This window comes from Streptomyces sp. NPDC050560, from assembly GCF_044457285.1.
GTDB lineage: Bacteria > Actinomycetota > Actinomycetes > Streptomycetales > Streptomycetaceae > Streptomyces.
This window is the reverse complement of sequence record NZ_JBITGT010000004.1, coordinates 515,018-527,231: the sequence shown is the minus strand read 5'-3', so window position 1 is coordinate 527,231 and position 12,214 is coordinate 515,018. Positions and strand designations below refer to the sequence as shown.

Below are 12,214 nucleotides of genomic sequence, written 5' to 3'. Positions count from 1 at the left end.
AACCCGCAAACGGTCCCTCGATGGAGTGATACGTTTCACGCTCTGCCGGAGTAGGTCCGACCGGCGTGTTCCTCTCGGTAGCATCAAGCACCGGCCCGGACGGGGACATTGTCGCTTCCGAGGCGTTCTTCCGTGATGCCCCGCGCGCTGCCGGTCGATGCAGCCGGAGGTGCCCATGAGTGCGGAGGCCACGAACCCCCCGATGCCAGAAGCGTCCCGCAGACGGGGCCTGGCCAGGCTCGACCTGCGCCGCATCGGGCGCGCCGCGCTGCTGGGCCCCGCCGACCGCGGACGGCTCCCCGACGCCATCGCGCACGTCGCCGAGGCCCACCGCGCCCACTGGCCGGGCGCCGCGCTCGAACCCCTGCGCAGGGCCTACGTACTGGCCGAGACGTCGCACCGCGGTCAGATGCGCAAGAGCGGCGAGCCCTACATCACCCACCCGCTCGCGGTGACCCTGATCCTGGCCCAACTCGGCGCCGAGACCACCACCCTGACGGCGTCCCTGCTCCACGACACCGTCGAGGACACCGAGGTGACGCTCGACCAGGTGCGCGGCGAGTTCGGCGAGGAGGTCCGCTACCTCGTCGACGGCGTCACCAAGCTGGAGAAGGTCGAGTACGGGCCGGCGGCCGAGCCCGAGACCTTCCGCAAGATGCTCGTCGCCACCGGCAACGACGTCCGCGTGATGGCGATCAAACTCGCCGACCGGCTGCACAACATGCGCACCCTCGGCGTCATGCGCCCCGAGAAACAGGCCAGGATCGCCCGCGTCACCCGCGACGTCCTCATCCCCCTCGCCGAACGGCTCGGCGTCCAGGCGCTCAAGACCGAGCTGGAAGACCTCGTCTTCGCGATCCTGCACCCCGAGAAGTACCGGCTCGCCACCGGCCTCATCGCCGCCAACGCCGCCCGCGCGGACGACCCGCTCGCCGACATCGCCCAGGACGTGCGCGGGGTGCTGCGGGAGGCGGGGCTGAGCGCCGAGGTCCTCATCAGGCCCCGGCACGTCGTCTCCGTGCACCGGGCGCTGAGCAAGCGCGGCGAGCTGCGCGGCGCCGACTTCGGGCGACTCCTCGTCCTCGTCGGCGAGGACGCCGACTGCTACGGGGTGCTGGGGGAGCTGCACACCTGCTTCACGCCCGTCGTCGCCCAGTTCAAGGACTTCATCGCCGCCCCCAAGTTCAACCTGTACCAGTCGCTGCACACCGCCGTCACCCGGGCCGACGGCGAGGTCGCCGAAGTCCTCATCCGCACGCACCGCATGCACCGCGCGGCGGAGGCGGGCGTCGTCGCCCTCGGCAACCCGCACCCCCAGCAGCCGCAGGGCGCCGACGAGCCGGCCGACGGCGAGCGCGCCGACCCGACGAGGCCCGGCTGGCTCAGCAGGCTCCTCGACTGGCAGCGCGCGGCGCCCGACTCCGCGACGTTCTGGTCCACGCTCCGCGAGGACCTGGCGCAGGACCGGGAGATCACCGTCTTCGAGCCAGACGGCCGCACCCTCGGCCTCCCGGCCGGTGCGAGCTGCGTGGACGCCGCCTACGCCCGGCACGGCGAGGGCGCGCACGCGTGCATGGGCGCCCGCGTCAACGGCCGCCTCGCCGCCCTCGGCACCGTCCTGCGCGACGGCGACACGGTGCAGCTCCTCATGGGCCAGGACCCGGCGCCCGAGCCCTCCAGGGAATGGCTCGACCACGCGCACACCCCCGCGGCCCGCATCTCCATCGAGCGCCGCCTCGCCGCCCACCCGCAGGACGCCGCCCCGCAGGACGCCGCACCCCGCGCCCCCGTGCCAGGGCCCGCCGCGGCCCGCCCCGTCGCCCCGGGCGCCGTCGTCGACATGCCCGGCGCGACGGTACGGCTCGCGGGCTGCTGTACGCCCGTGCCGCCCGACGACGTGACCGCGTTCGCGGTGCGCGGCGGCATCGTCACCGTGCACCGGCGGCAGTGCAGCGCCGTCGCCGTGATGCAGGGCTCCGGCCGCCGCGAGGTCGGGGTGCGCTGGGGGGAGAGCGCCGAGTGCCGGGTCACGCTGTTCGCCGAATCGTTCGGCCGCCCGCAACTGCTCGCCGACCTCACCGAGGCCATCGCCGTCGAGGGCGTCGCCATCGTCTCCGCCAAGGTCGAACCCCCCACCCAGCAGCGGGTCCGCCACACGTACACCCTCCAACTCCCCGACGCCGCCCGGCTGCCCGCCCTGATGCGCGCGATGCGCAACGTCCCCGGCGTCTACGACGTCGGCAGGGCCCAGCGGCCCACCCCGGCCGCGTAGCGCACGGCCCCGCGCGACGGCCGCCACGCGCGCCCGCGCGCGTACCGCCGCCTCGCCCGCGACGTCGCGCGGACCGTTCGGGTGGGGCGGGCGCGCGCCGTCGCCCCGAGCGGGCGCCGTGCTGATAGCCGTGACCCATGCGCCGAACCACGCGCCGAAGCACCCGCGCCCCGGTGCCCCGCGCCCGCCCCACCACGCGACGCCACGTGGTATGGCGGGCACGCACCGTGTCGGCCGCACGCGCGCGCGTACGGCCCGCCGGGACCGGCGCGCCCCGCTCCCGCACGGTAAATCCGGTGCCGCGGGCCGCCGCGACGTGCCACCATCGTCGCGGCGGCCGACCTCCGCGGGAGACCGGAAGCGGGAATCCTCCGGGCCCCCGGATCGTTGACCACCACGAGGGCTCCGCCCCGCCCGCCGAGCGTGCGCGGGCCGCGCGCCCCGTCCGACACCTCGACGTAAGGACCCAATGACCTCCTCCCCCTCCACCAGCACCCCCTCCCACGACACCCAGAGTTTCGATCGCAAGCACGCCGCCGGTCTCCGCGCGGACGCCCTGATGGGAGAGGACGCCGCCCGCGGCCACGCCGACGACGGACTACGGGACGGCGACCAGTTCGACCGCTCCGACCGGGCAGCACTGCGCAGGGTGGCGGGACTCTCCACCGAGCTGGAGGACGTCACCGAGGTCGAGTACCGCCAGCTCCGCCTGGAGCGCGTGGTGCTCGTCGGCGTGTGGACCACCGGCACCGCGCGCGACGCCGACAACTCCCTCGCGGAGCTGGCCGCGCTCGCCGAGACCGCGGGCGCCGTCGTCCTCGACGGCGTCATCCAGCGCCGCGACAAGCCCGACGCCGCGACGTACATCGGCTCGGGCAAGGCCAGGGAGCTGCTCGACCTGGTCCTGGAGACCGGCGCCGACACCGTGATCTGCGACGGCGAGCTGACCCCCGGCCAGCTCATCCACCTGGAGGACGTCGTCAAGGTCAAGGTCATCGACAGGACGGCCCTGATCCTCGACATCTTCGCCCAGCACGCCAAGTCCAGCGAGGGCAAGGCGCAGGTCGCGCTCGCGCAGATGCAGTACATGCTGCCGAGGCTGCGCGGCTGGGGCCAGTCCCTGTCCCGGCAGATGGGCGGCGGCAAGGGCGGCGGCCTCGCCACCCGGGGCCCCGGCGAGACCAAGATCGAGACCGACCGCCGGCGCATCCGCGAGAAGATGGCCAAGATGCGCCGCGAGATCGCAGGGATGAAGACCGGGCGCGAGATCAAGCGCCACGAGCGCCGCAGGAACAAGGTGCCCTCGGTCGCCATCGCCGGCTACACCAACGCCGGAAAGTCCTCCCTGCTCAACCGCCTGACCGGCGCCGGAGTCCTGGTGGAGAACGCGCTCTTCGCCACCCTCGACCCCACCGTGCGCCGCGCCGAGACCCCCAGCGGCCGCCTCTACACCCTGGCGGACACCGTCGGCTTCGTCCGGCACCTGCCGCACGACCTGGTCGAGGCGTTCCGCTCCACGATGGAGGAGGTCGGCGACAGCGACCTGCTGCTGCACGTCGTCGACGGGGCGCACCCCGCGCCCGAGGAGCAGCTCGCCGCCGTCCGCGAGGTCATCAGGGACGTGGCGGGCACGGACCTGCCCGAGCTGGTCGTCATCAACAAGTCCGACGCCGCCGACCCGCTGGTGCTCCAGCGGCTGCTGCGGGTCGAGAAGAACGCCCTCGCGGTCTCCGCCCGCACCGGCGAGGGCATCGAGGAACTGCTCGGCCTCATCGACGCCAGCCTGCCGCGGCCCGACGTCGAGGTCGAGGCCCTGGTGCCGTACACCCAGGGCGCGCTGGTCGCGCGCGCCCACAGCGACGGCGAGGTCATCTCCGAGGAGCACACCCCGGAGGGGACCCTGCTCAAGGCGCGCGTCCACGAGGAACTGGCGGCGGCACTCGCCCCGTACACCCCCGTCGGCCTGCGCTGACCCCGCCGCCCCCGGGGCGGCACGGCGACACGCGCGAGGGCCCGCCCCTCCGGAGACCTCCGGAAGGACGGGCCCTCGGCCGTCGCGGCGCGCCCGCCGCACGTCGCGGCGGCGCCGGGTACGGGCCCGGCGCCGCGCCCAAGCGTCAGGAACCGTCGTACTTCTCGGCCATCATGTCGAACAACTGCTTGGCGCCGTCGCCGAGCTGCGGTCCCGCGAGCCAGCCGTTGGTCACCGGGCCGATCGACGTGTTGGACACCAGCTTGGTCTTGCCGTCCACCACGTGGAACCAGCCGCCGCCGGACGAGCCACCGGTCATCGTGCAGCCGATCCGGTACATGGTCGGCTTCGACGGGGCGATCGAGAGGCGGCCCGGCTGGTCGAGGCACTTGAACATCTTCTGCCCGTCGTACGGCGGCGCCGCCGGGTAGCCCCAGGCGCCCGTGGTGCCGGCCTCCTGCGCGGACGGCGCGGAGAAGTCCACGTCGAGGCCCGCGCCCACCGTCTCCTCAAGCGACTTGGTGCCGTGCTCCGGCTTCACGTGCAGGATCGCGTAGTCGTACGGGGCGCCCTCGCCGCCGGACTCGGAGCCGCCCGAGATCCACTCGTTCGACGTGGAGACCCAGTCCGCCCAGAACTGGCCGTAGGGGGCGACCTCCTGCGGCGAGGCGGCGCTGATCTGGTCGGCGGACTTGCCGTTGTCGTTGTACGACGGCACGAACGCGATGTTGCGGTACCAGCCGCCGCCCGCGCCCGCGTGCACACAGTGCCCCGCGGTCCACACCATGTTCGACTTGCCCGGGTGCATCGGGTCCTTCACGATCGTGCCCGAGCACACCATCGACCCCTCGGGGGAGTCGAAGAACACCTTGCCCACCGGGGCGGCGTTCTCGTGGTACGGCAGCTTCTCCTCCTGGGCCTGGACCGGCTGCGGCTCCGGGTCGCTGACGCCCTGGTCGTCGGAGGCGTCCTGGGTCTTCACGGTCTTGGCCGGGTCCTTCGCCGACTTCATCCGGTCCGGCTTCCACAGACCGTCGATGACCGGGTTGACGAAGTCCTTGGCGTCATGGAGCCACTTGTCCTTGTCCCAGTTCTTCCACCCGCCCTTCTTCCAGTCGTCGACGTCGATGCCGTGCTGCTTCAGCCGGTTCGCCAGGTCGCCCGCGAGATCGGACGCGTCGGAACCCGAGCCCTTGCCGGAGCCCTGCGACGCGCTGGAGCCCGACGCGTCGGAGCTGCCGCTGTCGTCGTCGCCGTTGCAGGCGGTCGCCGTCATCGCGAGCGCCGCCACCAGGCCGGCGGCGAGGAGAGCGGGACGCCTTCTCGCACTGCGACGGAGTGAGGGACGTATGGAACGCATGGTGCAGTTACCCCCGAAAGGTATGAACGTACTGTCGTCTGAGAAGGCGGAATCAGCCTGCGGATGTCGTGTACTGGTCAGATGTTCGGGTCGAGGACCGACCGGAACCCCACCGGGACCCCGCCACACGGGACTCCACGCCACACGGGAGCCCACCCACGCGGGGCGCCGGAAGCCACACGGCGCCCCGGAGGCCGGCGCCCCCGGGGGAGCGCCGGCGCACCGCGCCTACTGGGAGGCGAACTTGTCGCTCACCGCGTCGTAGATCCCCTTGGCCTCCTTGCCGAACCGGGGACCGGCGAGCCACCCCGACGTCACCGGGCCGATCGAGGTGTTGGACACCAGCGCGGGCTTGCCGTCGGAGCCCTCGGCCACCCAGCCGCCGCCGGAGGAGCCGGCCGTCATCGTGCAGCCGATCCGGTACATCGTCGGGTCCGACTCCGTCACGGCCAGCCGCCCCGGCTTGTCCGCGCACTGGTGCATCGACTGGCCGTCGAACGGCTTCGCCGCCGGGTAACCCGTCGCCGTCATCGACGCGATGTCCGGCACCGCGGGCTCGTTGAAGTCGACCGGCATCGCCCCGCCGACCGTCTCCTCAAGGGACTTGCCTGAACCGCCCTTCTCCGGCGTCACATGGATCACCGCGAAGTCGTACGGGGCGCCCTGCCCACCGGTCGGACCGCCGCCCGCGATCCACTGGTCCGAGGTCTGCGCCCAGTCCCCCCACCAGGTGCCGTACGGGGCGACCTGGTCCTCCGAGGCGTTCTGGAGGTCGGCCGCGGGCATCCCGCTGTCGTTGTACGACGGCACGAACATGATGTTGCGGTACCAGCCGCCCTTCTTGCCCGCGTGCACACAGTGCCCCGCGGTCCACACCATGTTCGACTTGCCGGGGTGCGCCGGGTCCTCGACCACGGTGGCCGAGCACACCATCGAGCCCTCGGGGCTGTCGAAGAACAGCTTCCCCGCCTCGGGCACGTTGTCGTGGTACGGCGTCTTGACCGTGGTGGCCGCCACGGGCGCCGGCGTCGGGTCCGTCACGCCCTGGTCGCCCGAGACGTCGTTGTCGTCGACGTCGCCGCCCTCCGGCGGGTCCGCGTCACGCATCCGGTCCGGGTCCCACAGGCCCTTGATGATCGGGTTGACGAAGTCCTTCGCCTTCCGCAGCCACGTGTCCTGGTCCCAGTTCTTCCAGCCGCCGTCCTCCCACTTGCCGAGGTCGATGCCGTGCTGCTTGAGCCGGTCCCTGATGTCGTCCGGGATGCCGAGCGAGTCGTCGCCCCCCGCGGTCGCGCTCGGGGACGAGTCGCCCGAGGCGTTGTCGTCGTCGCCGGGACCGCAGGCGGTGGCCGTGAGCGCGAGAACCGCGCCCAGCGCGACCGTGGCCGCCACGGGGGCCCGACGGCGTGCGCGCCTCCCCCCGCGGGCGACGGAGTGCGGACGTATGGATCGCATGGTGTTACTCCCCCTGGCCTGTCAGATGTGCGTGCCGTGCGCGGTGGGTCCGCGCCGCCGTCCTGCGACCGGACAGAAGAGCCGGGTGCCGAACGGCCCCTCACACTATGCCGGTGCCGTTGGGGACTGCCGACGAGAGGGCAACGGTTCCGTCACGGCAAGGATCTTCCCGCCGACCGTGATCCACAGGACCCGCCGTCGTTGGACATGAGGGGGGTCCGTCCCGAGGTCCGCCCCGCGCCCGCGCGCCCGGCCCGCCCGGTCGCGCGCGACGCGCCCCCGGCACCCCGGAAGGACCCGACGACCGATGCCCGCCCCCGCGGCACGCGGCCCGCCCCCTCCCCCCGACGTCGGCGAACCCCAGGCACCACCCTCGGCACCGGCGGCGGCCGGGGCCGAACAACCCCACGAGGAACGCAACGTGAACGCCACCCCCCAACCCCATCCGGGTCCCCAGCCCCGCACCTGTGAGCACGGCGCACCCGCACAGAACGGCACGACAGCGGCCTCCGCCGTCCCCCGCCAACTCCACGGCGAGCCCGAGGCCGAGCAACTCCACGGCTACACCACCGACCTGCTGGAGCACCACGACCCCGGCACCGTCGCCCAGGCCGCGACCGTCGAGAGCCTGCTGCGCTGCTGGGCCAGGGAGAACGACCTCACGGCACCCGAGCACGGCACCCTGCGCATCCCGCTGCCCAGCAGCGGCACCGCGCTGCTCGTCCCCGTGCACTACTGGTCCGCCACCGGCTGGCACCGCTTCGGACCCCCCGCCGTCGAGAACGGCCCCCCGGACGCCCCGCCCACCGACGCCGTCACCCTCGCCGCGCTCCTCGCCCGCGAGGCCGCCCACCGGGAGAACGCCCGCACCACCCCCGCAGCCCCCGCCCCGCACACCCCCGCCACCACGGACACCCCGGACGAGAACCCGCGCGGGCGCCTCGCCGCCACCGCCTTCCGCGGCGACGGCGGCGACCTGGTGGCACGCGTCGCCGACTCGGTGCGCCGCACCGCCGACTTCGTCGCCGCCCGCCGCGCCGACCCCACCCCGCCGTCCGACCTCTTCCTCACCGCGGAACAGGCGCTCCTCCTCGGCCACCCCCTGCACCCCACCCCCAAGAGCAGGGAAGGGCTCTCCGGGACCGAAGCCCTGCTCTACTCGCCCGAACTGCGCGGCAGCTTCCCCGTGCACTGGCTCGCCGTCCACCACACCGCCTTCGCCCAGGACTCCGCCTGGACCGAGAGCGGCCGCCCGGTCCCCGCCGACCAGCTCACCCGCCGCCTCGCGGGCCCCGGCATCCCGCTGCCCGACGGCTTCGCCGCGCTGCCCGTCCACCCCTGGCAGACCCGCGACCTCGCCCTCAGGCCGGGCGCCGCCGCACTCCTTGACGCCGGACTGCTGCGGCCCCTCGGCCCGCACGGCAGCCCCTGGCACCCCACCTCCTCCGTGCGCACCCTCTACCGCTCCGGCGCCCCCGCCATGCTCAAGCTCTCGCTCGGGCTGCGCATCACCAACTCCCGGCGCGAGAACCTGCGCAAGGAACTCCACCGCGGCGTCGAGATGCACCGCCTGCTGCGCACCGGCCTCACCGACCGCTGGCGCGCCGCCCACCCCGGCTTCGACATCGTGCGCGACCCCGCCTGGCTCGCCGTCGACACCGTCGCCGGGCTCGACGTGATGATCCGGCACAACCCCTTCGGACCCGCCGACGACGTCTGCTGCGTCGCGGGACTCGTCTCCCCGCTGCCCTGCGCCCCGCACCGCGAGGACGACGACCACGTCCCCATGCACTCCCGGCTCGCCGAGATCATCACCCGCCTCGCGGGACGCACGGGACGGCCCAGGGGCGCCGTCGCCACCGAGTGGTTCCTGCGCTACCTGGAACAGGTGGTGCGCCCCGTGCTCTGGCTCGACAGCGAGGCGGGCATCGCCCTGGAGGCCCACCAGCAGAACACCCTGCTCCTCCTCGACCCCGACGGCTGGCCGGCCGGCGGGCGCTACCGCGACAACCAGGGCTTCTACTACCGCGCCTCCCGCCGCGCCGAACTCGACAAGCGGCTCCCCGGCATCGGCGAGCACAGCGACACCTTCGTCTCCGACGACGTCACCGACGAGCGCTTCGCCTACTACCTCGCCATCAACCAGGTCTTCGGCCTGATCGGCGCGTTCGGCTCCCAGGGCCTCGCCGACGAGGAACTGCTCCTGGCCGCCTTCCGCGGCTTCCTCACCGACGCCGCCGCCGGCCGCCGCGCACTGCGCAGCCCGCTGCCCGCGCTGCTGCTCGAATCGCCCGTGCTGCGCTGCAAGGCCAACCTCCTCACCCGCCTCCACGACCTCGACGAACTCGCGGGCCCCGTCGACACCCAGTCCGTCTACGTCACCCTCACCAATCCCCTCCACACCTGACCACCCCGCACGCCCGCAGAAGCGCCTCCCGCGCGGAGGCCGAACCGAGGAGCGCCGCCGTGTCCCCCACCGAGGCGAGCACCGGCCCCCAGGGCCCCCGCAGGGCGCCCGACGCCGCGGCGGCCGCACCCGGGGAGACCCCCCGGGCGCGGCCCCCGGCCGCCCCGCCCCCGCCGGACGGCGACGCCCTCCGCCACCCCGAACTCCCGGCGCCCACCGCCACCCCGGTGGGCGCCTTCCGGCTCGCGCCCGTCGTCGCCGCGCGTGACCTGCCCCTTCTCACCCGCTGGATGAACGATCCGGCAGTCGCCGCCTTCTGGCACCTCGCGGGTCCCGAGTCCCGCACCGCCGCCCATCTGCGGCCCCAACTCGACGCGGGCACGCACAGCCTGCCCTGCCTCGGGCTGCTCGACGGCGTCCCCATGAGCTACTGGGAGATCTACCGCGCCGACCTCGACCCGCTCGCCGCGCACTACCCCGCGCAGCCGTACGACACCGGACTCCATCTGCTCATCGGACCCGGCACCCACCGGGGCAGGGGGGTGGGCACCGTACTGCTGCGGGCGGTCACCGACCTCGTCCTCGCCCACCGGCCGCGCTGCGCGCGCGTCGTCGCGGAGCCCGACCTGCGCAACACCCCGTCCGTCTCGGCCTTCCTCAGCGCGGGATTCCGCCTCAGCGCCGAGATCGACCTCCCCGACAAGCGGGCCGCGCTCATGATCTGCGAACGAGCCCTGCTCCCCGCCCTGCGCCACGGCCCGGGCGTCGCCCCCGAGCCCCCCACAGAGCCGGTCACCTCCGAGGAGTCCCCGTGCCGAACCCGTCCCGTTCCGCCTCTCCCTTCTCGTCCTTCTCGTCCTTCTCCCCCCAGCACCCCGCCGGGCTCTACGACCCCCCGGAGCTGACCAGCCGGCGGTGGCGGGACGCGGCGCGGGAGATGCTGGCGAAGATGCTCGCCGAGTTCGCGTACGAGGAGCTGCTGCGGGTGAGCGAGCACCCCGCGCCCCACGGGCCCGCCGCCGTGGGCACCCACTCCGTCGCCCTGGACGACGGTGCGCGCGTCGCCTTCCGCGCCCGCCGCGGCGCCTACGGCAGCCTGCGGGTGGAGCCGGATTCGATCACGCTGGCCGAGCCGGGCGGCGAGCCGAAGCCCTTCGGCGACCCGCTCGCGTTCCTGGTACGGGCCCGCCGCACCCTCGGTGTCGACGGCGCCACCCTCGGCCATGTCGTACGGGAGCTGAGCCACACCCTGGCCGCCGACGCCCGCCTCGCGCACACCGGGCTCACCGTCGGCGAGCTGGCCGACCTGGGCTACGCGGAACTCGAAGGGCACCAGACGGGCCACCCCTGGCTGGTGCTCAACAAGGGCCGTATCGGCTTCTCCGCAGGCGACGCCGCGGTCTGGGCGCCGGAGGCCAGGCGCCCCGCCGCCCTGCCGTGGATCGCCGTGCACACCTCCGTCGCCACCTACCGGGGCGTCGCGGGGCTGCACCGCGCCGAGCGCCTGTACGCGCGTGAACTCGGGCCGCTGGCCAGGGGCCGTTTCACCGACGTGCTGCGGGCCAGGGGCCTCGACCCCGACGACTACCTGTACCTGCCGGTGCACCCCTGGCAGTGGGAGAACGTCGTGCTGCCGCTGTTCGCGTCGTCAGCGGCCGAGGACCACATCGTGCCGCTGCCCACGGACGGCGACCTGCGGCTGCCGCAGCAGTCGATCCGCACCTTCCTGAACGTGACGCGCCCCGAGCGGCTGACGGTCAAGCTGTCGCTCTCCGTGCTGAACACCCTGGTGTGGCGGGGGCTGCCCACGGAGCGCACCCTCGCGGCGCCCGCGGTCACCGCCTGGATGCACGGCCTGCGGGACGCGGACCCGTTCCTCCGCGACGAGTGCCGGGTCATCCTTCTGGGTGAAGTCGCATCGGTGGCGGTGGCCCACCCCGTGTACGACGGGCTGCCCGAAGTGCCGTACCAGTACCGGGAGCTGCTGGGCGCGATCTGGCGTGAACCGATCGGTCCGCGGCTGGCGGGCGGGGAGCGGGCGCGTACTCTCGCGGCCCTGCTGCACACGGACGCCTCGGGGCGGTCGTTCGCGGCGGAGCTGGTGGAGCGCTCGGGTCTTGACGCCCGGGTGTGGCTACGGCGGCTGTTCGGGGCGCTGCTGCCGCCGCTGCTGCGGTTCCTATACCGGTACGGGACGGTGTTCTCGCCGCACGGCGAGAACGCGATCGTGGTCTTCGACGAGCGGGACGTGCCGGTGCGCCTGGCCGTGAAGGACTTCGTCGACGATGTGAACCTGAGTGCGGTGGCGCTGCCGGAGCACCGGGGGATACCCCGGGATGTGCGCGCGGTGCTGCTGACGGAGGCGCCCGGCTTCCTGCCGCAGTTCATTCACTCGGGGCTGTTCGTGGGGGTGTTCCGGTATCTGGCGCCGCTGTGCGAGGCGCAGCTCGGGGTGGCGGAGGACGATTTCTGGTCGATGGTGCGCGCGGAGATCGTGCGCCATCAGGAGCGTTTCCCTGAGCTGAAGGAGCGCTATGAGATGTTCGACCTGCTCACGCCGCGGATCGACCGGCTCTGTCTGAACCGGAACCGGCTGTTGCAGGACGGCTACCGGGACCGTGCGCGGCGTCCGCACGCGGCGGTGCACGGCAGTGTGGCGAATCCGCTGTACGCGCGCTGACGGCGGTGCGGGCGGGTGTGCGGGCCGGGGGCGGCCGGTGGGCGGGGCGGGGTGTCGGTGGTGCCGCG

Annotated in this window: 7 protein-coding genes; 5 read left to right on the top strand and 2 right to left on the bottom strand. The window is 73.7% G+C overall.

What is annotated here, in order from left to right; all coding sequences use genetic code 11:
• Positions 1-175: 175 nt before the first annotated feature.
• Both ACIBIW_RS12040 and hflX read left to right on the top strand, forming a co-directional pair.
• Positions 176-2,272, top strand: coding sequence for a RelA/SpoT family protein (locus tag ACIBIW_RS12040; protein WP_399334762.1), 2,097 nt, complete (start codon positions 176-178; stop codon positions 2,270-2,272).
• Positions 2,273-2,741: 469 nt separating this feature from the next.
• Complete coding sequence (gene hflX, locus ACIBIW_RS12035) at positions 2,742-4,244, top strand: GTPase HflX (RefSeq protein ID WP_399334760.1); 1,503 nt, start codon at positions 2,742-2,744, stop codon at positions 4,242-4,244.
• Positions 4,245-4,389: 145 nt separating this feature from the next.
• Here hflX and ACIBIW_RS12030 read toward each other — a convergent pair whose 3' ends face one another.
• Both ACIBIW_RS12030 and ACIBIW_RS12025 read right to left on the bottom strand, forming a co-directional pair.
• Positions 4,390-5,604 (bottom strand): trypsin-like serine peptidase, encoded by a 1,215-nt coding sequence (locus ACIBIW_RS12030; protein WP_399334758.1) that lies wholly within the window; start codon positions 5,602-5,604, stop codon positions 4,390-4,392.
• Between the two features lie 228 nt (positions 5,605-5,832).
• A complete protein-coding gene (locus tag ACIBIW_RS12025) occupies positions 5,833-7,059 on the bottom strand; it encodes a trypsin-like serine peptidase (protein ID WP_399334756.1) in 1,227 nt (408 codons plus the stop codon).
• Positions 7,060-7,480: 421 nt separating this feature from the next.
• Between ACIBIW_RS12025 and ACIBIW_RS12020 the strand changes: the two genes are divergently transcribed.
• From ACIBIW_RS12020 to ACIBIW_RS12010, 3 genes are read left to right on the top strand one after another with little or no spacing between them, the layout of a single operon-like run.
• Positions 7,481-9,466 carry an IucA/IucC family protein gene (locus ACIBIW_RS12020; RefSeq protein ID WP_399334754.1) on the top strand — a complete coding sequence of 662 codons (1,986 nt, stop codon included), beginning with the start codon at positions 7,481-7,483 and terminating at the stop codon, positions 9,464-9,466.
• Between the two features lie 59 nt (positions 9,467-9,525).
• Positions 9,526-10,371: a GNAT family N-acetyltransferase gene (locus ACIBIW_RS12015; protein ID WP_399334752.1), complete on the top strand. Its 846-nt coding sequence runs from the start codon at positions 9,526-9,528 to the stop codon at positions 10,369-10,371.
• Positions 10,278-12,146 (top strand): IucA/IucC family protein, encoded by a 1,869-nt coding sequence (locus ACIBIW_RS12010; RefSeq protein ID WP_399334750.1) that lies wholly within the window; start codon positions 10,278-10,280, stop codon positions 12,144-12,146. The genes ACIBIW_RS12015 and ACIBIW_RS12010 overlap by 94 nt, the downstream gene beginning before the upstream one ends.
• Positions 12,147-12,214 lie beyond the last annotated feature (68 nt).